The sequence below is a fragment of the Brevundimonas sp. genome, from assembly GCF_032017145.1.
Classification (GTDB): domain Bacteria; phylum Pseudomonadota; class Alphaproteobacteria; order Caulobacterales; family Caulobacteraceae; genus Brevundimonas.
In genome coordinates this window covers 1-23,334 of the sequence record NZ_DALZQC010000022.1, presented here as the reverse complement: position 1 = coordinate 23,334, position 23,334 = coordinate 1, and the positions used below count along the sequence as shown (strand labels likewise).

The window sequence follows — 23,334 nt, the reverse complement described above, 5'->3', positions numbered from 1 at the left end:
GCGGCACGTTGCTTATCGCCGATCACCAATGTTAGCGTCCACCCAAGCGTCGCCTCCAATCAGACGCACCCAAGGAACAGGAAACGATATGCTGGGCTTGATGCAGGACTGGCCGCTGACGGTCGACAAGATCATCGATCACGCCAGGAACTGGCATGGTGATCGCGAAGTGGTGACCCGCTCGGTCGAGGGGCCCATCGTCCGCACGACCTACGCCGCCATCCATGACCGCGCCAAGCGCGTGTCGAACGCCCTGAAGGACTGGGGAATCAAGCCGGGCGACCGCGTCGCCACCCTGGCCTGGAACACCGCCAACCATATCGAGGCCTGGTACGGCATCATGGGCATCGGGGCGGTGTGCCATACCCTGAACCCGCGCCTGTTCCCCGAGCAGCTAGTCTATATCATCAACCACGCCGAAGACCGGATCATCTTCGTCGATCTGACCTTCGTGCCGCTGCTGGACGCCATCCTGCCGCACATCCCCAAGGTCGAGCGCGTCGTCGTCATGACCGACGCCGCCCACATGCCGCAGACGAATCTGCCCAAGGCCGTGGCCTATGAGGACGCCATCGCCGGCCAGTCGACAGACGTGGTCTGGGGCGACTTCGACGAACAGACGGCCTGCGGCCTCTGCTACACTTCCGGCACGACGGGCAATCCGAAGGGGGTGCTGTATTCGCACCGCTCCAACTTCCTGCACACCTTCATGGGGCTGCAGGCCACCGTCATGGGCGCGACGCCCAAGGAGGTGATCCTGCCGGTCGTGCCGATGTTCCACGCCAACGCCTGGGGCATCGCCTTCGCCGGCCCCGCCGCCGGTACCAAGCTGATCATGCCGGGCGCCAAGATGGATGGTCCGTCGATCTATGAACTGATCGAACAGGAGGGCGTCACCTTCTCGGCCGCCGTGCCGACCGTCTGGCAGGGGCTGTTCGCCCATATGAAGCAGAACGGCCTTGGGTTCTCGACCCTGAAACGGGTTCTGATCGGCGGTTCGGCCTGTCCCGAAAGCCTGATCCGCGGCTTCCAGGACGATTTCGGCGTCGAGGTCACCCACGCCTGGGGCATGACCGAAACCTCGCCCATCGGCACCATCGCCAACCTGCCGCCCGAAATCCTGAAGCTCTCCTACGACGAGCAGATGAAATACCGCCTGAAGCAGGGCGTCCCGCCGCTGGGCGTCGAGCTGAAGCTGAAGGACGAGGCGGGCGCCGAACTGCCTCACGATGGCGCCACCTTCGGTCGTCTGATGGTCAAGGGGCCGACGATCAGCCGCGCCTATTTCAAGGAAGACGGCTCGATCCTGGACGACGAAGGCTTCTTCGACACCGGCGATGTGGCCACGGTCGACGACCTGGGCTTCATGCAGATCACCGACCGCGCCAAGGACGTGATCAAGTCCGGCGGCGAGTGGATCAGCTCCATCGAAATCGAGAACATCGCCGTGGGTCACCCCAAGGTCGAGATCGCCGCCGTCATCGGCGCGGCCCATCCCAAATGGGACGAACGGCCGGTGCTGATCCTGAAGCTGAAGCCCGGCCAGACGCTGGATCCCCAGGAGCATCTGGACTTCCTGCAGGGCAAGATCGCCAAATGGTGGATGCCCGACGACGTCGTCGCGGTGGACGAAATCCCGCTGGGCGCCACCGGCAAGATCGACAAGAAGCTGTTGCGCGAACGGTTCAAGGACTACCGTCTGCCGACCGCCGCCTGACGGGGCGTCTGACCCGAACCGGAGCCTGAATGCCGATCCGAAAGCCTGTTCCCGCCATCCTGCCGTGGCTGACGGCGCTCGCGGCGGCGCCTTTGGTGCTGATCGTGGCGGCCGTCGCGGCGACCCGGTTCGGCGGGGTCGATCTTTCGGTCGGTTATGATCTTCTGACCTGGACCGTGGCGCGCATCCTGGCCTGGATCGGTCTGGCGGCGGCCGTCGTCGCGGCGGCGCTGGCCCTGCGCGACATCCGGGGCAGGGGGCCCTATGCGCTCGCGGGCCTGGTGTTCGCCGGCGCAGCGGTGGTCGGATTCGTGGAGCGTCAGGGCCGGGACGCGACGCCGACGCCGCGCGACGTCACGACCAATGTGGAGGAGCCGCCGGCCTTCTCGCGCGCCGTCGCCGCCCTGCATCGCGGATCGACCCCCGCCGCCTGCGAGGCGGTGGTCGCCATTCCCAGTCAGGTCCTGGCCCAGCAGGCGACATCGGCTCTGGTCGACGCCGGTTTCGTGGTGAACCGCGCCACCACCTTCGAGGTCGAGGCCGCGCATGAGGGCGCCTGGTTCGGTTTCGTCAGCGACGCGGTCGTACGCATCCGCCCTGGCCGCACCGACATCCGCGTCGCCGCGCGCGACGCCCGTCCCGATGGCGGCGCAACCTGCCGCCTGGCCGCGCGCATCGCAAGGGAACTGGCCGGCGCCCGCTGACCCTTCAGATCAAAGGGGCCGGAACCGCGCCGCCAGATCGGGCTCGCCGTCGCAGACCGCGCGCCCGTCCTCGACCAGCTTGATCAGATGGGCCAGCACCGACAGGGACGCCGCCGGCCACAGGCGCGGATCGACGGCGGCGTATAGCGTCGGCACCATGTCGGCGATGGTTCGGTCGCCCGCCGCCAGACGCGCCGCGATCTGCGCCTCGCGATCCAGCCGATGGGCGCGATAGGCCGCCAGAAACGGCCGAACCTGGGTGATCGGCGCCCCGTGCGTTGGCCACAGCACGTCGAAGTGCCGCGCGATCACAACGTCCAGACTGGCCATATACTGGCGCATGTTTCCATCCGGCGGCGCCACGACCGTCGTGGACCAGCCCATCACATGGTCGCCGCAGAACAGGCCGTTCTCCTCGCGCACGGCGAAGGCCATATGGTTCGACGCATGGCCGGGCGTGAACATGGCCTCCAGCGTCCAGCCGTCGCCTGCGATCACCTCGCCGCCGTCCAGCACGACGTCGGGCGCGAAATCTGCGTCCTCCTCTTCGTCCAACGCGCCCGACGCATGGGTTTCGCGGGCCGGAGGCCGGGCCGCCAGAATGGGCGCGCCCGTCGCCTCGGCGAACGGCCGCGCCAAGGGGGCGTGATCCCGATGCGTATGGGTCACCAGCACATGGCTGACCCGCCGCCCGACCGTCGCGGCCAGCAGCGCCTCCAGATGCGCCATGTCCATCGGCCCAGGATCGATCACCGCAACGGCCGCGCCCGCCTGCGCCCTTCCGACAATGTAGGTCCCGGTGCCGGTGAAGGTGAACGGCCCTGGATTGTCCGCCACCACCCGCTGCACCAGGGGCGAAACCTGGTCGCGCCGCCCATAGGCGAAGTCGAACGCTCGCACGAACGGGATCATGCGCTCATCACTCCGCCCACATGGCGCGCCGCTTGCGTCAGGATTTCGGTCATCATTGCCGGAGCGCCCGCCATGGCCCGTTCGATCGTCTTCGCTGTATCAAATCGGCCCGCGCTCGTCGCCGCCGCCGTGCTGTGTCTCGCCGCGATCCAACTCGCCGCCTCCTGCACCCCCGAACCTGCGCCCTATGCGTCGCGCGTGGCGATTGGAGCGCAATCTTGAGCCTCACGCCTTATGATGAGTCGTTCTAGCGCATACTCAAGCTCAAGCCTGATGGCTATTGTCGTAACAACCTCATCCGATGATCTCCTGCCGGGCGCCGACCTTTTTCGTGTGGCGATATTGCGACAGATGAGCGACCGTGATGTGGTTTGCGTGTGATATCAGTAGCGCCGGCTATTTGCGTGGGTATCTTCCCTCAATCTAGGCGCATTGGCGGCTGGATGTTTTGGCCGCAGCAGATGCTTGGGGCTGGCAACTAGGAGGGTGGAGTTTTGAACATTCAAACCATTCGTGAGCGCCTGCTGGCGGGCACGATGATGGGCGGCATCGCGTTAAGTTCTGCGGTCGCTCTGTCTACAGCGGCGGTGTTGCTGTCTGCCACGCCGGTGTCAGCGCAAGATTATACTAGTGGAATTCTGACCGGCACAGTTTCGGACTCTTCCGGCGCACGGGTTGCTGGCGCCTCGGTGTCGGTGACTTCGGCTCAAGGTTCCGTTCGCTCGACGACCACTGACTCCAACGGTTCGTTCCGCATTCCAGCGCTGCCAGTTGGCAGCTACGCTGTGGCGATCTCCAGCTCGGCCGGCGCGGCAAACGACAACATCAGCGTAAGCACGGGTTCATCCGCGTACACCTTCACGGTTTCGGACGGATCATCCGCAACTTCGCTGGGTGACATCGTCGTGACCGGCGCGCGCCGCGCCCAAGCCTTCAACGCCACCGACACGGGCTTGTCGGTCAACGTGCAGGACCTCGCCAATCGCGTCCCTGTCGGCCGCAGCATCAACGCCGTGACGCAGTTGTCCCCCGGCGCGACCGCGCCCGACGCCACAATCAACGCAAGCGCCCGTCGTTCTCAATCGCTGACAGGCTTCTCGGGAACGTCGGCTGCGGAAAGCGCCTACTATATTAACGGTCTAAACGTCACCGATCAGCGTAACTTCCTCGGCTACGCAGACTTGCCATTCGACGCCATTCAATCCGTCGATGTCAAAACGGGCGGCTACCAAGCCGAGTACGGGAGGGCCACGGGTGGCGTCGTCAATATCGTCACCCGCTCGGGCAGTAACGAATTCCAAGGCGGAGCCAGCGTCTTCTGGACACCCGACTCGCTGCGTAGCAAGCGTGGCCTTGCTTACACTCCGGGCGCCAGCGGCAGCGCCGGTGGTCAGGTGTTCAATGCTTACGCTGCCTCTGAACTCAAGGAATATTCGGTTTGGGCTAGCGGGCCGATCCTGAAGGATCACATCTTCTTCTTCGGCGTCTATAACGGTCGGGACAGCGACTCGCGCGGTGGCGTGACGTTCAGCGATTTCACTGCATCGAGCGGTACCCAAGCTCGCGCAATGAGCAATGATCCCCGCTGGCTTGCCAAGTTCGATTTCGTCCTTAACGAAAACCATCGTCTGGAAGCGACGGTGTTTTCCGACAAACAAACGATCGATAACCTAAGCTATAATTTCACGCGAAATGGGTTTATCAAGTCTGATCTTCCGACGTCGTATTCGGAAGCGGGTGGTGTAAACCAGATTTACAAATACACCGGTGTATTCACGAACTGGTTCACGCTTTCGGCTCTTTATGGTCGGATTGATGCGAACCAGAAAGACTTCGGCGATAGCATCAATATTGCAGGCGTGCGGGATTATTATCCCAATCGGACTGTACCGGCCTCTGGCTATGTCTGGTTGACGGAAGGGCGCTTTGGCGGTCCCTTCAACGCTGCAGGCGAGGACAAGCGCGAGACCTATCGCGTTGATGCAGATTTCTACGTCAGCCTCTTCGGGGATCACCACTTCCGTATCGGCTATGATCGTGAAGACGCAGTCAGTACGGCCGCCACTCAATACTCGGGCGGCGCACTCTATTATGCCGGGCGTCCTACGGGGTCCGCAGGCGCGACCGATTGCGGCGCACGCAATGCTGGCGCAGATGGCTGCATCCGTCGTCGGATTTATAGCTCTAGCGGCGATTTTGCATCACAGCAGTCGGCGATCTATATCCAAGATGCGTGGAGCATCACGCCGAACTTCAGCGTTCAGCTGGGTGTTCGGAATGATATATACGACTATAAGAACAAAGCTGGCGAGAGCTACATCAAGATCGATAATCAGTGGGCGCCTCGCGTAGGCTTCAACTGGGATCCGTTCGGCAACGGTACGGATCGTGTTTACGGCTCGATGGGCGATTACTATCTCCCGATCGCCAGCAACACCTCCATCCGCGCTTCGTCGGGAGAGCTATTCGAAGACCGGTATTTCCGCGCCATTCGTGACGCTGCTGGCGCCCTAGCTTTGAATCCGGACGGCACACCCCAACTGGGAGCGCAGTTGGGTGAGCCGGTGTATCTCAGCCCGCCGACCGTGCCCGATCCCCGTACTGTGGCGGAAGCCGATCTGAAGCCCATGTATGAGCGCGAGTTCATTATCGGTTACGAGAAGTCGTTCCAATCCGACAACTGGCTGGGCGATTGGTCGGCTGGCGTTCGCTACATTCACCGTAATCTTGAGAGTGCGATTGAGGACACGGCGATCGGCGATGCAGTCTACCGGTACTGCGCGAGAACCAACCAGCTTGCGCTGTGCAATCCTGGCGGCGATACGCCGAGAGATTTCTCCAGCATCTTCCCGTATGTTCTGTTCAACCCCGGTAACGAAGCGACGGTTTACCTAGACCTTCAAGGCGATGCGCCGGGAAGCGCCGCTTACAATCCGCAGACGATCACCTTGACGGCCGACGATCTTCGGTTCCCGGAAGTTGAGCGCGAGTATCAAGCCCTCGAGTTCACCTTCAATCGTCCGTTCGATGGCGTTTGGTCTCTGGCCGGCTCCTATACGCTCGGCCGTTCGTACGGAAACTATGAAGGCGCCATCAAGTCCGATGTCGGTCAAACGGACACGTCCATCACGCAAGACTTCGACCACTACACCAACACGATTGGCGCCGAGGGTTACCTGCCTAACCACCGTCGACATACCCTGAAGGTGTACGGCTCTTATCAAGTCAACGACTACGTTTCGCTGGGTGGCAACTTCACCGCGCAGTCGGGCCGTAAATTTGGCTGCCTTGGTTATGCTCCGGACAGCGCTGATATTCTCTCTCCCGATCCGTCGGGTACGCCATCGGCTTGGTTCTGCCCGATTGGGGCAGGCGGCTCCGTCATCCCAACTCCGAGAGGGTCACAGGGAGAAACGGATTGGACGTATAACTTCGATCTGAACGCGGCATTCACCTTGTTCCGTGAAGAAGGACGTGGCGAACTTGTCGGTACAGTCGATATCTTCAATCTGTTCGACAACGATGAGGTTACCCGCGTCGTGGAACAGGGCGTTTCACGCGTCGATAACACCAGCCCCGGAGCTACCTTCGGTCTGGCGCGCACGTATCAGTCGCCGCGTTCGCTGCGGTTCGGTCTGCGCTATCGCTTCTAAGCGTTCTTAAGACCACGAAACTGAGGCGGCGGGGCCACGCTCCGCCGCCTTTTTCGTTTGAGCGTCGCCGTAGAAAAACCATCGGGGCGGGCGAGCGTTAGTGATCGGCGCTCGTTCGCGTCGCATTGAAGGAAGACCATGCTGAAACTGCTCGCTCCCGCTCTCTCCGTTCTGACTGTTCTGGCCGTTGGGCCGGTTATGGCGCAATCGCAGGACGGTCCGATCGTCACGGGCAATCGCTCGACGGAAAGCGCCGATGCGCTGAAGACGCGCGAGGCGATCGCCTATGCGCGCCCGCTGCCGCGTGGGGCGCCCAGCGCCGATTACGCCCTGGTGGCCTGGTGCGATGCGCTGGTCAGCGGTCATGCCGATCTGGGCGACACGCTGCCGGCGCATGCGCCCGAGGATGTCGAACTGGTTCGCCTGGGACGGCTTGAGGCGCAGGATTTCCGCACGGCCCTGGCTGCCGCCGCGCCGCGTCAGTCCGCCGCCAGCAAGGCCGAGGCCGATCGCGCCGTCGCTGCGGTGAAGGCCCAATGGGCGACCCTGATCGAAAATCCGGACGCCGAGGCGCGCAGCCAGTCGTTCGGTCTGTTCTTCGGCCTGCCGGGGCGGTGCGAGCACGCTGCGCGCCGCATCCGCGAGAACATCACGACGCCGCCGGCGACGCTGGAAAGCGTCGGCATCAACTGAGCCGACGACGGCTCTGCCGGTCCGATCCAGAACGGCGGCCTGAGCCCGGGCTCAGGCCGCCGTTTCGCGTGGCGCCGCGTGGGGATCGTAGTTGAGGATGGGCGCCAGCCAGCGCTCGACCTCGGCGACCCTTATGGCTTTGCGGTGGGCGTAGTCCTCGATCTGATCGCGGTCGATCTTGCCGACGCCGAAATAATGGCTGCCCGGATGGCCGAAATAGAGGCCCGAAACCGAGGCTGGGGGCGTCATGGCGTAGCTTTCGGTCAGGGCCATGCCCGCGTTCTCGCCCGCGTTCAGCAGACGGAACAGGGTGGCCTTTTCGGTGTGGTCGGGTTGGGCCGGATAGCCGGGGGCAGGGCGGATGCCCTGATATTGTTCGGCGATCAGGTCATCGACGCTGGTGGCCTCGTCCGCCTTGTAGCCCCACAACTGGGTGCGGACTTCCTTGTGCAGGCGTTCGGCGAAGGCTTCGGCCAGGCGGTCGGCCAGGGCCGTGGCCAGAATGGACGAATAGTCGTCGCCCGCATCCTTGAACCGTTTGGCGATCTCCAGCTCGCCATGACCGGCGGTGACGGCGAAGGCGCCGATATAGTCGTCGCCGTCGTCTGCGATGAAGTCCGACAGGGCCAGGTTCGGCTTGCCGTTCGACTTCTTGATCTGCTGGCGCAGGGTGTGGAAGCGGGCGATTTCTTCTGATCGGGTTTCGTCGCTGAACACGGCGATGTCGTCGCCGACTGCACGGGCGGGCCAGAAGCCGACGACGCCCTTGGCCGTGAACCATTTCTCTTCCACGATCCGCTTCAGCATGGCCTGGGCGTCCTGGAACAGGTCGCGCGCGGCCTGGCCCACCGTCTCGTCCTCGAGGATCAGCGGATAGCGGCCGATCAGCTCCCAGCTGGCGAAGAAGGGCGTCCAGTCGATGTGGTCGGCCAGGTCCTGAAGATCCCAGGCGTCGAACGCCTTCACGCCGATGAAGGACGGGGCGCCGGGCATGGGCTGGGAGGGATCGGTTCGGAAACGGTTCTCGCGCGCCTGCTGCAGGGTGGCGCGGGCCTTCACCTCCTGGCCGCGCGCGTACTGCTCGCGGATGCGGATATATTCGTCACGGGTGGCGGCTTCGTTCCGGGCCTTTTCGGTCGGGGACAGGAGGCCGGACACCACGCCGACGGCGCGGCTGGCGTCGATGACATAGGTGGTCGAGCCCCGCCGATAGGCCGGCTCGATCTTGACCGCCGTATGGGTGCGGCTGGTCGTGGCGCCGCCGATCAGCAGGGGGATGTCGAAGCCGCGCCGCTCCATCTCCGCGGCGACGAAGACCATCTCGTCAAGTGACGGGGTGATCAGGCCGGACAGGCCGATGATGTCGACGTTGTGGGCCTTGGCCTCGTCCAGGATGCGGTCGGCCGGGACCATGACGCCCAGGTCGATGACCTCGTAGTTGTTACATTGCAGGACGACGCCGACGATGTTCTTGCCGATGTCGTGGACGTCTCCCTTGACCGTCGCCATCAGGATGCGGCCCGCCTGTTCGCGCGGCTTTCCGGCCTTTTCGGCCTCCATGAAGGGTTCCAGCCAGGCGACGGCCTGTTTCATCACGCGGGCGGATTTGACCACCTGCGGCAGGAACATCTTGCCCGAGCCGAACAGATCGCCGACCACGTTCATCCCGTCCATCAGCGGGCCTTCGATGACGTGCAGGGGGCGTTCGACCGACAGGCGGGCCTCTTCGGTGTCGGCCTCGATGAATTCCGTTATCCCGTTGACCAGGGCGTGGGTGATGCGCTCACCGACCGTGCCTTCACGCCATTTCAGATCGACCACCTTGGCCGCGCCCTTTTCGCCCTTGTAGGACGGGGCCATGTCCACCAGCCGCTCGGTGTTGGACACATTGGTCCGCTGGGGACGGTTCAGGATGACGTCCTCGACGGCTTCACGCAGCACGGGGTCGATGTCGTCATAGACGGGCAGGTCGCCCGCATTGACGATGCCCATGTCCATGCCCGCATTGATGGCGTGGTACAGGAAGACGCTGTGGATCGCCCGGCGCACCGGCTCGTTGCCGCGGAACGAAAACGAGACGTTCGACACCCCGCCCGAGATGCGGGCGTAGGGCAGGGTGGCCTTGATGACCCTGACTGCTTCGATGAAGTCGACGGCGTAATTGTCGTGCTCTTCGATCCCGGTCGCCACGGCGAAGATGTTGGGGTCGAAGATGATGTCCTCGGGCGGGAAGCCGACCTCGTTGACCAGGATGTCGTAGGCGCGGGTGCAGATTTCGATCTTGCGGGCGGCGGTGTCGGCCTGACCCACCTCGTCGAAGGCCATGACCACGACGGCGGCGCCGTAACGCAGGCATTTGATCGCGTGGTCGCGGAAAGCCTGCTCGCCCTCCTTCATCGAAATCGAGTTGACGATGGGCTTGCCCTGAACGCACTTCAGGCCCGCCTCGATCACCTCCCATTTGGAACTGTCGATCATCACCGGCACGCGGGCGATGTCGGGCTCGGCCGCGATCAGGTTCAGGAAGGTCCGCATGGCGACGACGCCGTCCAGCAGGCCCTCGTCCATGTTGACGTCGATGATCTGGGCGCCGGCCTCGACCTGCTGGCGGGCGACGTCCAGCGCGGCCGAATAGTCGCCCTCGACCACCAGTTTGCGGAATTTGGCCGAGCCGGTGACGTTGGTCCGTTCGCCGACGTTGATGAAGGTGGGTCTCACGCAAAAACTCCGTTCATCCCGGCGAAAGCCGGGACCCAGTGCTTTTGGGAGGCCCGGTGCTGGGGATCGGGGGCGGCGACGTCGGGGTGACGATCATCGCCCAAAGAACTGGGTCCCGGCTTTCGCCGGGATGAGCGGGAAGAGGAGTGTGTCACGCCACCATCTCGAACGGTTCGAGGCCGGATAGCCGCAAGGCCACCGGCCGATCCGGGATCGCGCGAGCCTTCAGCGGCGCGACCTCTTCGGCGACGTGCTTGATGTGGTCCGGCGTCGTGCCGCAGCAGCCGCCGACGATGTTGACCAGGCCGGAGGCGGCCCATTCCTCGATGAAGTGGGCGGTCTCGTGCGGCTCCTCGTCGTACTGGCCCATGGCGTTGGGCAGGCCGGCGTTGGGGTAGGCCGCGACCAGGGTGTCGGCGACGCGGCTCAGTTCGGCGATGAAGGGGCGCATCAGGTCGGCGCCCAGGGCGCAGTTGAAGCCGACGGCGAAGGGTTTGGCGTGGCGCACGCTGTTCCAGAAGGCCTCGGCCGTCTGACCCGACAGGGTGCGGCCCGAACGGTCGGTGATGGTGCCGGAAATCCAGATGGGCAGCGGTTCCAGACCCTCGTCCTCCAGATCCTTGATGGCCTTGATGCAGGCCTTGCAGTTCAGCGTGTCGGTGATGGTCTCGATCAGATACAGGTCCACGCCGCCCTGGTTCAGCGCCTTCACCTGATGACGATAGGCCTCATAGACCTGGTCGAAGGTCACGCTGCGGGCGCCGGGATCGTTCACGTCCGACGACATCGACAGCATCTTGTTCAGCGGGCCGATGGAGCCGGCGGCGAAGCGGGGCTTGTGCGGCTCCTTCTCGGTCCAGCGGTCGGCGGCGGCGCGGGCCAGTTTGGCGCCCTCCAGATTGATGTCCCAAACCGCCTGGGCGTCCAGAGCGTAGTCCTCTTGGGCGATGGTGGTGCCCGAGAAGGTGTTGGTCTCGCTGATGTCGGCGCCGGCGGCGAAGTACTGGTCGTGCAGGTCGGCGATGACGTCGGGGCGGGTGATGCAGAGGATGTCGTTGTTCCCCTTCATCTGGTGTTTCTCGTCATAACCGTTGGCTGCGACGAAACGGTCGGCGCGGAAGTCTGCCTCGTCCAAGCCGCGCCGCTGGATCATCACGCCCCAGGATCCGTCGAGGACCAGGATGCGCTCCTTGGCGGCCTGATGCAGGGCGGCGATGCGTTGAGTGCGGGTCATGCCTGAGCTCCTGAAAAGAACCCCTCCGTCACGGCGCGAGAGCGCCGCGCCACCTCCCCATCGCTGCGCGACAGGGAGGAGACATTCGGCGCCGCACGTCTCCTCCCCATCAGGGATGGGGAGGGGGAGCAGGAAGTGGTAGCGGGGCTCTTCACGACGCCAAAGCCGTTTCACGTACGCCCAGGACCCTACAGATCGCATAGACCAGATCGGCGCGGTTCAGGGTGTAGAAGTGGAAGTCCGAGAAGCCCTCTTCCTGCAGGCGGGCGCAGGTTTCGGCGGCGACCGAAGCGGCCAGCAGTTTGCGCGTCTCCGGGTCGTCGTCCAGCCCGTCGAAATGTCCGGCCAGCCAGTCCGGCACCGAGGCGCCGCACGATCCGCACATCCGCTTCAGCCCGTTGAAGTTGGACACCGGCATGACGCCGGGGATCAGGGGAATGGTGACGCCCGCCGCCCGCACCCGGTCGCGGAAGCGCAGGAAGGCGTCGATGTCGAAGAAGAACTGGCTGACCGCCCGGGTCGCACCGGCGTCCACCTTGGCCTTCAGCACCTCGATGTCGTGGTCGATGGAGGGGCTTTCGGGGTGGCGCTCGGGATAGGCGCCGACCGTGACGTCGAAGCCGCCGATGCGGCTGATGGCGGCGGTCAGTTCCGTGGCGTTGGCGTAGCCGTCTGGACGGGGTTGATAGGCGCCGCCGATGCCGGATGCGCCGGGCGGATCGCCGCGCAGGGCGACGATGTGATCGACGCCGATGGTCTTATAGCTCTCGATGACATCGTCCACCTCTTCGCGGCTGGCTTCGACGCAGGTCAGGTGGGCGGCGGGGCGAAGGCGGGTTTCGGTGATGATGCGCTGGACCGTGCGGTGGGTCCGTTCGCGGGTCGATCCGCCCGCCCCGTAGGTGACGGAGACGAAGGCGGGGTTCAGCGGCTCCAGACGACGGATGGCCTTCCACAGATTGGCCTCGGCCTCGTCGGACTTTGGCGGGAAGAACTCGAACGAGACGCGCACGGAATCGCGGTTCGATCCCGCCCGGGCGACCGGGCCGAGCGGTGAAAGCAGCAGGGCGCGGGCTTCAGCAAGCGATGCCATCAGGCGGTCTTTCTGTCCTGGAGGCGGCGCTCGCCGGTCCAGATGGTCACGGTCAGGCCCTCGGCGTCGTGCGGCAGGGCGATGGGGGCGGTGGGCGTCAGGCCGCCGTCCAGCAGCCAGCCGGTGATCTCGCTGTCGGCGAAACCCAGGCGGCGATGCTGGTGCGCCTCGCGCATATGTTCGAAGTCGTGCGGCGCGAAATCGATGATGACCAGACGGCCGTTGGGGCTGACCAGACGGGCCGCCTCGGCGACGGCGGCGGCCGGGTCCGACAGATAGTGCAGCACCTGATGAACGATCACCAGATCGGCGCTGGCGGCGGGAAGGCGGGTGGCGAAGATGTCGCCGTGGCGCAGTTCGACCTGCTCCACGCCCGCCCTGGTGACATTGGTGCGGGCGATGTTGAGCATGTTCTGGCTGAGATCCAGCCCGACCGACATCTTGGCCTTCTTGCCGAACAGGGTCAGCATCCGGCCCGAGCCGGTGCCCAGATCGACGACGCGCTCGAACGGGCCGGGGCCGACAGCCCGCTCCAAAGCGGCCTCGACGGCGCTTTCGCTGACATACAGGCTGCGCAGGCGGTCCCACTGAGGCGCGACCTGCTCGAAATAGCTGACGGCGGCTTCCTCACGGTCCTTGCGGACTTCATCGAGGCGACGGTGATCGGCCTCGCCCGCGTCCTCGGCCAGGATGTCAAGCACGGTGTCGATCAGCCGGCGGGCCTGGGCGTCGTGCGACAGGCGGTAATAGACCCGGGCGCCGTCGGGAAAGCGTTCGATCAGGCCGGCGTCGGTCATCAGCTTCAGATGGCGCGACACGCGCGGCTGGCTCTGGTCCAGAATCCGCGACATCTCCATGACCGACAGTTCTTCCCCGGCCAGAAGGGACAGGATGCGCAGGCGGGTCGGTTCGCCAGCGGCGCGCAGGGCTTCGACGGTCTGATCGGCGGACAGGCTCATTCAGTCATATAAAGATATCCTTATATGATTTGGCAAGCAAAATCCGGCTAAGCGACGGGCGTCCTAAGTGGTTGACCGGCGAAATGCGCCTGCAGATTCTCGATCAGAAGCACCAGCATGCCCTGAACCCCGGCCGTGGTGGCGCCGCCGGTATGAGGGGTCAGCAGCGCGTTCGGCACGTCGGCCCATCGGGCGGGATCGGTCGGTTCTGTGACGAAGACGTCCAGCGCAGCCTGTCCCAGGGCGCCGGACTTCAGGGCGGCGATCAGGGCGTCCTCGTCCACCACCTGTCCGCGCGAAACATTGACCAGGAGGCCGTCGGGGCCCAGCGCGTCCAGGATTTCGCGTGAGATCAGGCCGATATTCGTCTCATCCGCCTTGCAGGCGACGACCAGGATGTCGCTGGCCTTGGCCAGGGCCAGCAGGGCTTCGGCGCGGGGCCATTCGGCGTCGTGCGGGCGCGGCCCCCACCAGCTGACGGCCATGCGGAAGGCCTCGGCGCGTCTGGCGACGGCCTTGCCGATATGGCCCAGACCGACGATGCCCAGTTTCTGACCGCCGAGGGAGGCGGTGATGGTGCGGGTCTCGATCGTCCATTCGCCGCTGCGGACCTGACGGTCGCCGGATGCGATCTGACGCCGCGCGGCCAGGATCAGGCCCAGCGCATGATCGGCGACGTCTTCGTGGTTGACGCCGGGGGCGTGGGTGACCGGCAGGCCGCGCGCCCGACACCATTCGATGTCGATGCCGTCATAGCCCGAGGTGAAACAGGCGATCAGGCCGAGATTGGGAAGCTGTTCGATTAAGGTCTTGTCGAGCGGATACTCCCCGGCGACGACCATGGCGCGGATGTCGTGCGCGGCCTCTACCGGCGGGCCTTCCCAGAAACGGTACACATCGTAGGCGCTTTCGAGAAATCCAGAGAGCGGAGCCAGATGCCGCTGCATTATGAGAACGGCGGGGCGTTGGGTCATGCACGGACCTCCACGAGGCGAACCTCTTCGGAAAGGCGCTGTTCGATCTCGGGCCATCTGGGCTCCAGCCAGTCGAGTAGCGCGCGTCCGGTCGCATTCCCCAGACGGACCCATACGACTTGCGGACCCGAACGACGATCCGTGGCCCAGATGGCGAAGTCGCGATACTTTGTGATGATGATGCCGCCCTGATCCTGCGCCATGGCCCAGATCGTCTGGTCCGGCGCATCGACGGTCAGCAGGTCGTGCACGTGGGCGGCCTCATGACCCCGCGCCCTCAACCAGTCGGCAAGGGCGAGGGGCAGTTGGGCGTCCACGATGAAATTCACGCGGCGATCACGCCGGTGTCGCCGATGCTTGCGGCGGCGAAGGCGAGGCTGGCTCTGATGTCGTCGGGCTCAAGGTAGGGGAAGTCGGTCAGGATTTCCTCGGCGCTGGCGCCGCCCGCCAGCATGTCCAGCACATCCTGCACGCGGATGCGCATGCCACGAATGCACGGACGGCCCCCGCATTGGTCTGCGTCGATAGTGATGCGGGACAGAAGATCGCTCATGTCCCGCATCCTATCACACTTCGATCAGCGCCCGAACTTCTGGTGCTGGATGCGCTTGGGGATGATGCTGTCGGCGCCCAGGCGGCGCATCTTGTCCTGTTCGTAGGCTTCGAAGTTGCCTTCGAACCATTCCACGTGGCCGTCGCCCTCGAAGGCGAGGATGTGGGTGGCCAGACGGTCGAGGAACCAGCGGTCGTGGGAGATGACCACGGCGCAGCCCGCGAACTCTTCCAGAGCCTCTTCCAGGTTCTGAAGCGTTTCGATGTCCAGGTCGTTGGTCGGTTCGTCGAGCAGGATCAGGTTGCCGCCCGAGGCCAGGGTCTTGGCCAGGTGGACGCGGTTGCGCTCACCGCCGGACAGTTGGCCGACCTTCTTCTGCTGGTCGCCGCCCTTGAAGTTGAAGCTGCCGACATAGGCGCGGGTGTTGATCTCGCGCTTGCCGACCATCATCACGTCGGTGCCGCCGCTGATCGCCTGCCAGATGGTTTCGTCCGGCTTCAGGTCGTCGCGCGACTGGTCGACATAGGCCAGCTTGACCGTCTCGCCGACCTTGATCGTGCCGCCGTCGGGCGTTTCCTGGCCGGTGATCAGCTTGAACATGGTCGACTTGCCGGCGCCGTTGGGGCCGATGACGCCGACGATGCCGTTGGGGGGCAGTTTGAAGGTCAGGTTGTCGAACAGAACCTTGTCGCCATAGGTCTTTTGCAGACCTTCGACTTCCAGGACGACATTGCCCAGGCGCGGGCCGGGCGGGATCTGGATGTGGGCGTGGGTCTGGGCGCCGCGCATCGATTCCTGTTCCTCGACCATCCGCTCATAGGCGGCCAGACGGGCCTTGGACTTGGCCTGACGGGCCTTGGCGCCCGAGCGGACCCATTCCAGTTCGCGGGTGAGGGCGCGCTGGCGGGCTTCGGACTCCGACTGCTCCTGCACGACGCGCTTGGTCTTGGCTTCCAGCCACGAGGAATAGTTGCCCTCGTGCGGGTGGCCCTTGCCGCGGTCCAGTTCCAGCGTCCACTTGGTGACCTGATCCAGGAAGTAGCGGTCGTGGGTCACCAGGATGACGCAGCCGGGGAAGTTCTCCAGGTGATGCTGCAGCCAGGCGACGGATTCGGCGTCCAGGTGGTTGGTCGGTTCGTCCATCAGCAGCATGTCGGGCTTGGACAGCAGCAGGCGGGCCAGGGCCACGCGGCGCTTTTCACCGCCGGACAGGTTGGTGACTTCCCAGTCGTCGGGCGGGCAGCGCAGGGCGCCCATGGCCTGGTCGATGCGGCTGTCGATGTCCCAGACGTCGCCGGCGTCGATCTTCTCCTGAAGGGAGGTCATCTCCTCCATCAGTTCGTCGGTGTAGTTTTCGCCCAGTTCGGCGGCGACCTCGTTGAAGCGGTTGACCCACTGCTTCTCCTCGCACCAGGCCTCGACGTTCTGGCGGACGTTCAGGGCGGGATCGAGCTGGGGCTCCTGCTCCAGATAGCCGCGCTTGACGCCATCGGCGGCGCGGGCCTCGCCCGAGAACTCGTTGTCCAGGCCGGCCATGATCTTCAGCAGGGTGGACTTACCCGAGCCGTTGACGCCGACGACGCCGATCTTGGCGTCGTTATAGAAGCTGAGCCAGATGTTCTCGAAGATCTTGCGGCCGCCGGGGAAGGTCTTGGTCAGACCCTGCATCTGGAAAATATATTGCTGCGCCATGAGGTGCGGTGTCGCCCTTCGGGTTCGTCGGATGGGAGGATGGCGCGGATGTAGCGATCCTGAGGCCTGAGAGCAAATGAGGCGAGGGGCGGGCAGGCGGGCGACGGCGTCCAATAGGCGCTGTGCGAAGCGGAACGGCGCGGGTAATGAGCCTGACCGAACAACCGAGACCTGCCGATGAACGCCATTTCAGACAGACGCTTGAAGGCGGCCATCGGCTTCATCTTCGTGACGGCGGTGCTCGACATCGTCGCCATGGGCATCATCATCCCCGTCCTGCCGCAGCTGATCGAGGATTTCGTCGGCTCCAACGCCCAGGCGGGCGTGATCAACGGCGTCTTCGTGGCGCTGTGGGCGGGGATGCAGTTCGTCGCCTCGCCCATCATCGGGTCGCTGTCGGACCAGTACGGGCGGCGGCCGGTGATCCTGCTCAGCTGCGCGGGGCTGGCCATCGACTATGTGCTGATGGCGGTGGCGCCGAACCTGTGGTGGCTGGCGGTCGGGCGGATCGTGGCGGGCGTCACCTCGTCCAGCTTCACCACCATCTACGCCTATATGGCCGACGTCACCCCGGTCGAGGGACGCGCCAAGGCTTACGGTTTGATCGGCGCGGCCTTTTCCGGGGGCGTCGTGCTGGGTCCCGTGATCGGCGGGTTCCTGGGCGAGATCAGCCCGCGCGCGCCCTTCTGGGCCGCCGCCCTGATGTCGGGGATCGCCTTCCTTTACGGCCTGATCATCCTGCCTGAGAGCCTGGCGGTCGAGAAGCGGATGAAGTTCAGCTGGCGGCGCGCCAACCCCGTGGGGGCGATGGTGCTGCTGGGGCGTCACCCCGAACTGACGGGGCTGGCCGGGGTGACCTTCCTGCTGCATTTCGCCCACCACGTCTTTTCGGCGGTCTTCGTCCTCTACGCCCAGTACCGCTATGGCTGGGGACCGCGCGAGGTCGGCCTGCTGCTGGCCATGGTCGGGGCGCTGGACATGGGGATGCAGGGGCTGGTCGTCGGGCCGGTGACGAAGGCGCTGGGCGACCGCAAGACCATGCTGCTGGGCCTGGTCGGGGGCACGGTCGGCATCGCCCTGATGGGCTGGGCGCCGACGGGATGGATGTTCGTCGCCGCCATGCTGCCGAACGCGCTTTGGGGGCTGGCCATGCCGACGCTGCAGTCGCTGATGACGCGACAGGTGTCCGAGAGCGAACAGGGGCAACTTCAGGGCGCGACCATGAGCGTGGCCTCCATCGCCGGGGTCGCCTCGCCGCTGTTTTTCGGCTGGATCTATTCGCTGTCGGTCGGCGGCGGGTTCGCGCCCCTGACGACCTGGCTGGACCGCCACGGCCTGGGCGTCGTCGACGCCGTAGTCCATGCCCCGGGGCTGAGCTTCTACATCTCCGCCCTAGTCCTGGCGCTGGCCGGCGTGATCGCCTGGATCACCGCGCGCCGCGCTGAGCAGGCCGAGAGGGTTTCCGCCAGGGATGCGAACCCGCGCTGACGCGGCAGCGCCGAACGCGCCTTTCCGTCACGGCGTGACAGAAAGGCGACGACGGATCAGTCCTCGGTCTTGGGCTTTGCAGCCTTCTTGGCCGGGGCCTTTTTGGACGCCGGTTTTTTGGCGGCGGCCTTTTTCGGCGCGGCGGCCTTCTTGGCGGGCGTCTTCTTCTTGGGTGCGGCGCCAGCCTTGGCGGCGAGCAGGGGCAGGGCGTCTTCCAGGGTCAGGTCTTCGGGCGCGGTTCCCTTGGGCAGGGTGGCGTTGATCTTGCCCGACTTGACGTAGGGACCGAAGCGACCGGCCATGACGTGGATCGGCTCGCCCGTTTCCGGGTGGGCGCCCAGGTCCTTCAGCGGGGCCGCCGCCGCGCCGCGACCGGGACGACCGGCGCGCTTTTCGGCCAGAAGGGCGACGGCGCGGTTCAGGCCGACCTCGAACACCTCGTCGATGTCCGAGACGTTCGCATAGGTGCCTGCGTGCAGGACGAAGGGACCGTAACGGCCCAGGCCCGCCGTGATCATCTTGCCGTCTTCCGGGTGGACCCCGACCTCGCGCGGCAGCGCCAGAAGGCGCAACGCCTTGTCCAGATCAAGCGACGCAGGAGACCAGCCCTTGGGCAGGGAAGAGCGTTTCGGTTTCTCCCCGTCCGGCGGCGTGATTTCGACATAGGGTCCGAAGCGGCCGATCTTCAACTGCACCGGCTGGCCGGTCGCCGGGTCGAGGCCCAGTTCGCGGTCGCCGCTTTCCGCCGATCCGTCCTCGGCCGAGGGGCTGGCGACGGGGCGGGTGTATTTGCAGTCGGGATAGCGCGAGCAGCCGATGAAGGCGCCGAACCGACTGGTCTTCAGGCTGAGCTGGCCCTGGTGGCACAGGGGGCATTCGCGCGGATCGGAGCCGTCGCCCTTGTCCGGGAAGATGTGGGCGCCCAGGCTTTCGTTCAGGGCGTCGAGGATGGCGGTGGTGCGCAGTTCCCCGGCGGCTTGCGTCGCGGCGTGGAAGTCCTGCCAGAACTGGCGCAGCAGCACCTTCCAGTTCAGGTCGCCGGCGGAAACCTCGTCCAACTGGGTCTCCAGCGCGGCGGTGAAGTCGTATTCGACCCATTTCCTGAAGAACTGTTCCAGGAAGGCCGTGACCAGCCGTCCCTTGTCCTCGGGATAGAAGCGGTTCTTGTCAACGCGGACATATTCGCGGTCGCGCAGGGTCGACAGGGTCGAGGCGTAGGTCGACGGACGGCCGATGCCCAGTTCTTCCAGCTTCTTGACCAGGGTGGCTTCCGAATAGCGCGGGGGCGGCTCGGTGAAATGCTGGTCGGCGCGGATGGCGTCGACCTTGGCCTTGGCGCCTTCCTTCAGGGCGGGCAGGCGGCTGGTGTCGTCCTCGCCCTCGTCGCCCTCCGCGCCCTTCTGCTTCTCGTCGCGGCCTTCCTCATAGACGGCTAGGAAGCCGTCGAAGGTGACCACCTGGCCGGTGGCGCGCAGGCCGGTCTGGCCGTCCGGCGTCTCGATCTCGACCGTGGTCCGGTCCAGACGCGCGGCCTCCATCTGGGAGGCGACCATCCGCTTCCAGATCAGTTCGTAAAGACGCTGGAGATCCGAATCGAGGCGGACGGAATCGGGGTGGCGGGCGATATTGGTCGGGCGGATCGCTTCGTGCGCTTCCTGGGCGTTCTTGGCCTTGACCTTGTAGAAGCGCGGCTCGGACGGGACATAGGCGGGACCGTATTCCTTGCCGATCACCTCTCGCGCCTGGGCCAGACCTTCCGGGCTGACCGAGACGCCGTCGGTCCGCATATAGGTGATCAGGCCGCCGGTCTCGTCGACGCCTTCATACAGTTTCTGCGCCGCCTGCATGGTGCGCTGGGCGGTGAAGCCCAGCTTGCGCGACGCTTCCTGCTGCAGGGTCGAGGTGGTAAAGGGCGGCGACGGATTGCGGCGAACCGGCTTCTTCTCGACCGAGTTGATGGTGAAGTCGCCGGCCTGGATCGCGGCGCGGGCGGCGCTGGCGGTCGCCTCGTCCTTGATGTCCAGACGCTGGACCCGCTTGCCGCCGTGTTTGACCAGACGGGCGGTGAATGGCGGGCTGTCGGCGTTCAGGTCGGCCTCGATCGACCAGTATTCCTGAGGCTTGAACTTCTCGATCTCCATTTCGCGATCGACGACGATGCGAAGGGCGACGGATTGAACGCGCCCGGCCGAACGGGCGCCCGGCAGCTTGCGCCACAGCACCGGCGACAGGGTGAAGCCCACCAGATAGTCCAGCGCGCGGCGGGCCAGATAGGCCTCGACCAACTCCATATCCAACTGACGCGGATTGGCCATGGCTTCAAGCACGGCGGACTTGGTGATGGCGTTGAAGGTGACGCGTTCGACGTGCGTGTCCTTCAGCGCCTTCTTCTTGTTCAGCACTTCCAGAACGTGCCAGCTGATCGCTTCCCCTTCGCGGTCGGGGTCGGTCGCCAGGATGACGCGGTCGGCGCGCTTGGCGGCCTCGGCGATTTCGGACAGGCGTTTGGCGCCCTTGGCGTCGGCCTCCCAATGCATGGAGAAGTCGTCGTCGGGCAGGACCGAGCCATCCTTGGACGGCAGGTCGCGCACATGACCGTAAGAGGCCAGGACCTCATAGTCCGAGCCCAGGTATTTGTTGATGGTCTTGGCCTTTGCGGGGCTCTCGACGATGACGAGGTTCATATCGGTCCGGTCTCGGGAAGGGGCGCGAACGTGGTTGGAGCGGAGCCGTGTGTCAATCGCACCCGTCGCCTTACAGCCGTAGGTAGTTGTATTTTACACCAGCGCGGTTAGATTGCAGCTATCACAACGGAGGCGATCATGGCCAGCGCGAGGGATCCGGCGAGCCCGCCCGACGATCAGAACGACATCGAGGCGGGGGTTTTTCCGACCCGCGAATACATCGGGGCCATGGCGCTGGAAATGGCGCGGATGGCGCGAGAGGAAGGCGACGGCCGCCTGGCGGGGTTGCTGGAGGATGCAGCCGGCGCGGCGGCGCTGCCCGCCCGGATAGACAGACTCTAGCTCGACGCCAAGCCGCCCGGGAGCAGTTCGGCGCGGCCGATCAGGCTGAGTTCCAGAAGGGCGGCGGCGACCTGGGCGGCCGGGGCGTTCAGGGCGCGCGCGATCTCGTCGCGCGGCGTGGGCGTCGGTGAAAGCAGGCCGGCTACTCGCTCCAGGAACGCCTGGTCCAGTTCATCGTCGTAACGCAAGGGCTGAGACGGCGGTTCGCGCAGTGTGCGCAGGGTGTCGAACGCCCGCTCGATGTACTCGAGTCCTTCGCACAGGATGGCGCCCTGGCGCAGCAGTTCGTTCGGCCCGCGCGCGCGGGGGTCCAGCGGCGAGCCGGGCACGGCGAAGACATCTCTGCCCTGTTCGGCGGCCAGGCGCGCGGTGATCAGGGAGCCGGAGCGAATCTCGGCCTCGACCACCACCACGCCCCTGGACAGGCCCGAGATGATGCGGTTCCGGCGTGGGAAGTCGCGCGCCTGGGCGCGGGCGCCGACGGGGCTTTCGGACACGATGCAGCCGCGTTCCATCAAGCGGCCGTAGAGGTCGGCGTGTTCGGGCGGATAGATGTCGTTCACCCCGCCCCCCAGGACCGCGACGGTCCCTGTCGGCATGGCCCCCTCGTGGGCGGCGGCGTCGATGCCGCGGGCCATGCCGGACACGACGACATGCCCCGCCTGACCCAGCTGCTGGGCCAGACCGCGCGCGATCCGCTGGCCGCCCGCCGAGGCTATACGGGCGCCGACGATGGCGACGCAGGGACGGTTCAGCAGTCCGGCGTCGCCGCGCGTCCACAGGATCGGCGGCGGCGGATCGAGCGCGGCCAGCATTTCGGGATAGTCGGCGTCGCCCAGCACCATGAGCCGCGCGCCGAGAGCCTCGCCCGCCGCCAGTTCGCGCTCGACGGCCTCGATCGGCGGGGGCGTCGAGGCGGCGCCGGACTTGCGGACCAGGCCGGGCAGGGCGTCCAGGGCGGCGATGGCCGAGCCGTAGCGCCCCACAAGCTGGGTGAAGGCGACAGGGCCGATGCGGTCGGTGCGGGCCAGCCGCAACCGGGCGAATCGTTCGGCCGGGGTCAGGCTCACGCCTTCTTGGCCCCGATGCGCGGCTCTTCGCCCTTCAGCAACCGGGCGATGTTCTGGTGGTGACGCACCCAGATCAGAACGGCGGCGAAAATGGTGAGAAACAATACGGGCGTTCCGACCGGCAGCCCCACCGCCGCCAGGGGCAGAAGCGCCAGCACCGGCGCCGTCGCCGAAGAAATCAGGGCGGCCAGCGACGAATAGCGGAACAGGAAGGCCGACAGCAGCCAGACGGCCCCGGCCATCAGGCCCAGCGGCCAGGCGGCGGCCAGCAACAGGCCGTAAAAGGTCGCGACGCCCTTGCCGCCCTTGAAGCCCAGCCAGACAGGGAACAGATGGCCCAGGAAGGCCGCGCCGCCGGCGATTGCGCCGGCCAGTTCGCTGTCGAACAGATGCCGCGCGATCAGAAGGGCGGCGGCGCCCTTGCCGGCGTCCAGCAGCAGGGTGGCCAGGGCCAGGTCCTTGCGGCCGGTGCGCAGCACGTTCGTCGCGCCGATGTTGCCGGAACCGATGTTGCGAACGTCTCCGGCGCCCGCCGCGCGGGTGATGACCACGCCGAACGGAATGGAGCCGAGCAGATAGCCGCCCAGGGCGACCAGCGCCAAGGTTACCACCGCCGGGCTCGCCAGATCGTGCACTTTGATTCGCTCCCCGCGTGTCGTTGCGGCAAAATGCGTCGGCGGAGGCTGCGGAGCAAGGGCGATCCGACCTCTTGACCCGGCGATCAGTGCAGCGTCTGGTCCGCCCGTCCTGCCGGAGAGTTCGATGCGCCACATCCCGACCGCCGCCGCCGTCGCCTTGTTGATGTCCACGGCCGCCTGCGTCGGGGCGCCGGCGCCCGCCGCGCCGAC

At 65.6% G+C, this 23,334-nt stretch carries 19 protein-coding genes; 7 read left to right on the top strand and 12 right to left on the bottom strand.

Annotation, left to right across the window (positions count from 1 at the left end):
• Nucleotides 1-88: 88 nt before the first annotated feature.
• On the top strand, nucleotides 89-1,717 hold the full coding sequence (locus RTU05_RS05940; protein WP_312596535.1) for a long-chain-fatty-acid--CoA ligase: 1,629 nt from the start codon (nucleotides 89-91) through the stop codon (nucleotides 1,715-1,717).
• A gap of 29 nt (nucleotides 1,718-1,746) precedes the next feature.
• Nucleotides 1,747-2,421, top strand: coding sequence for a DUF1499 domain-containing protein (locus tag RTU05_RS05935; RefSeq protein ID WP_312596534.1), 675 nt, complete (start codon nucleotides 1,747-1,749; stop codon nucleotides 2,419-2,421).
• Nucleotides 2,422-2,430: 9 nt separating this feature from the next.
• Here RTU05_RS05935 and RTU05_RS05930 read toward each other — a convergent pair whose 3' ends face one another.
• On the bottom strand, nucleotides 2,431-3,333 hold the full coding sequence (locus tag RTU05_RS05930) for an MBL fold metallo-hydrolase (protein WP_312596533.1): 903 nt from the start codon (nucleotides 3,331-3,333) through the stop codon (nucleotides 2,431-2,433).
• A gap of 72 nt (nucleotides 3,334-3,405) precedes the next feature.
• Between RTU05_RS05930 and RTU05_RS05925 the strand changes: the two genes are divergently transcribed.
• The 3 genes from RTU05_RS05925 (at nucleotide 3,406) to RTU05_RS05915 (ending at nucleotide 7,679) form a co-directional block, all read left to right on the top strand.
• Nucleotides 3,406-3,555: a hypothetical protein gene (locus tag RTU05_RS05925; protein WP_312596531.1), complete on the top strand. Its 150-nt coding sequence runs from the start codon at nucleotides 3,406-3,408 to the stop codon at nucleotides 3,553-3,555.
• A gap of 272 nt (nucleotides 3,556-3,827) precedes the next feature.
• Complete coding sequence (locus RTU05_RS05920) at nucleotides 3,828-6,986, top strand: TonB-dependent receptor domain-containing protein (RefSeq protein WP_312596530.1); 3,159 nt, start codon at nucleotides 3,828-3,830, stop codon at nucleotides 6,984-6,986.
• A gap of 138 nt (nucleotides 6,987-7,124) precedes the next feature.
• On the top strand, nucleotides 7,125-7,679 hold the full coding sequence (locus tag RTU05_RS05915) for a hypothetical protein (RefSeq protein ID WP_312596529.1): 555 nt from the start codon (nucleotides 7,125-7,127) through the stop codon (nucleotides 7,677-7,679).
• Nucleotides 7,680-7,730: 51 nt separating this feature from the next.
• Here the strand turns inward: RTU05_RS05915 and metH are convergent, their stop codons facing one another.
• The 8 genes from metH to ettA all read right to left on the bottom strand — a co-directional run bounded on the left by metH (nucleotide 7,731) and on the right by ettA (nucleotide 16,902).
• Nucleotides 7,731-10,397, bottom strand: coding sequence for a methionine synthase (gene metH / locus RTU05_RS05910; RefSeq protein ID WP_312596527.1), 2,667 nt, complete (start codon nucleotides 10,395-10,397; stop codon nucleotides 7,731-7,733).
• 151 nt (nucleotides 10,398-10,548) lie between these two features.
• On the bottom strand, nucleotides 10,549-11,631 hold the full coding sequence (locus tag RTU05_RS05905) for a homocysteine S-methyltransferase family protein (protein ID WP_312596526.1): 1,083 nt from the start codon (nucleotides 11,629-11,631) through the stop codon (nucleotides 10,549-10,551).
• A gap of 151 nt (nucleotides 11,632-11,782) precedes the next feature.
• Complete coding sequence (gene metF / locus RTU05_RS05900) at nucleotides 11,783-12,724, bottom strand: methylenetetrahydrofolate reductase [NAD(P)H] (protein WP_312596524.1); 942 nt, start codon at nucleotides 12,722-12,724, stop codon at nucleotides 11,783-11,785.
• Nucleotides 12,724-13,683, bottom strand: a complete 960-nt coding sequence (locus tag RTU05_RS05895) for a metalloregulator ArsR/SmtB family transcription factor (RefSeq protein WP_312596523.1) — start codon at nucleotides 13,681-13,683, stop codon at nucleotides 12,724-12,726. Before RTU05_RS05895 ends, metF begins: the two co-directional genes overlap by 1 nt.
• 47 nt (nucleotides 13,684-13,730) lie before the next feature.
• Nucleotides 13,731-14,657 (bottom strand): 2-hydroxyacid dehydrogenase, encoded by a 927-nt coding sequence (locus tag RTU05_RS05890; protein WP_312596522.1) that lies wholly within the window; start codon nucleotides 14,655-14,657, stop codon nucleotides 13,731-13,733.
• Nucleotides 14,654-14,986, bottom strand: a complete 333-nt coding sequence (locus tag RTU05_RS05885; protein WP_312596521.1) for a DUF5615 family PIN-like protein — start codon at nucleotides 14,984-14,986, stop codon at nucleotides 14,654-14,656. The genes RTU05_RS05890 and RTU05_RS05885 overlap by 4 nt, the downstream gene beginning before the upstream one ends.
• Nucleotides 14,983-15,210, bottom strand: coding sequence for a DUF433 domain-containing protein (locus RTU05_RS05880; protein WP_312596519.1), 228 nt, complete (start codon nucleotides 15,208-15,210; stop codon nucleotides 14,983-14,985). Before RTU05_RS05880 ends, RTU05_RS05885 begins: the two co-directional genes overlap by 4 nt.
• Before the next feature lie 24 nt (nucleotides 15,211-15,234).
• Nucleotides 15,235-16,902, bottom strand: a complete 1,668-nt coding sequence (gene ettA, locus RTU05_RS05875; protein WP_312596517.1) for an energy-dependent translational throttle protein EttA — start codon at nucleotides 16,900-16,902, stop codon at nucleotides 15,235-15,237.
• 177 nt (nucleotides 16,903-17,079) lie between these two features.
• On the opposite strand from ettA, the gene RTU05_RS05870 reads away from it, so the two are divergent.
• A complete protein-coding gene (locus RTU05_RS05870; RefSeq protein ID WP_312596515.1) occupies nucleotides 17,080-18,390 on the top strand; it encodes a TCR/Tet family MFS transporter in 1,311 nt (436 codons plus the stop codon).
• Nucleotides 18,391-18,446: 56 nt separating this feature from the next.
• On the opposite strand, the gene topA is transcribed toward RTU05_RS05870, so the two are convergent.
• Nucleotides 18,447-21,074 carry a type I DNA topoisomerase gene (topA, locus tag RTU05_RS05865; RefSeq protein WP_312596514.1) on the bottom strand — a complete coding sequence of 876 codons (2,628 nt, stop codon included), beginning with the start codon at nucleotides 21,072-21,074 and terminating at the stop codon, nucleotides 18,447-18,449.
• A 138-nt stretch (nucleotides 21,075-21,212) separates the two neighbouring features.
• Between topA and RTU05_RS05860 the strand changes: the two genes are divergently transcribed.
• Nucleotides 21,213-21,416: a hypothetical protein gene (locus RTU05_RS05860; RefSeq protein ID WP_312596512.1), complete on the top strand. Its 204-nt coding sequence runs from the start codon at nucleotides 21,213-21,215 to the stop codon at nucleotides 21,414-21,416.
• Here the strand turns inward: RTU05_RS05860 and dprA are convergent.
• On the bottom strand, nucleotides 21,413-22,486 hold the full coding sequence (dprA, locus tag RTU05_RS05855) for a DNA-processing protein DprA (protein WP_312596510.1): 1,074 nt from the start codon (nucleotides 22,484-22,486) through the stop codon (nucleotides 21,413-21,415). The genes RTU05_RS05860 and dprA overlap by 4 nt on opposite strands.
• Nucleotides 22,483-23,121, bottom strand: a complete 639-nt coding sequence (gene plsY / locus RTU05_RS05850; protein WP_312596560.1) for a glycerol-3-phosphate 1-O-acyltransferase PlsY — start codon at nucleotides 23,119-23,121, stop codon at nucleotides 22,483-22,485. The genes dprA and plsY overlap by 4 nt, the downstream gene beginning before the upstream one ends.
• Nucleotides 23,122-23,334: the final 213 nt, after the last annotated feature.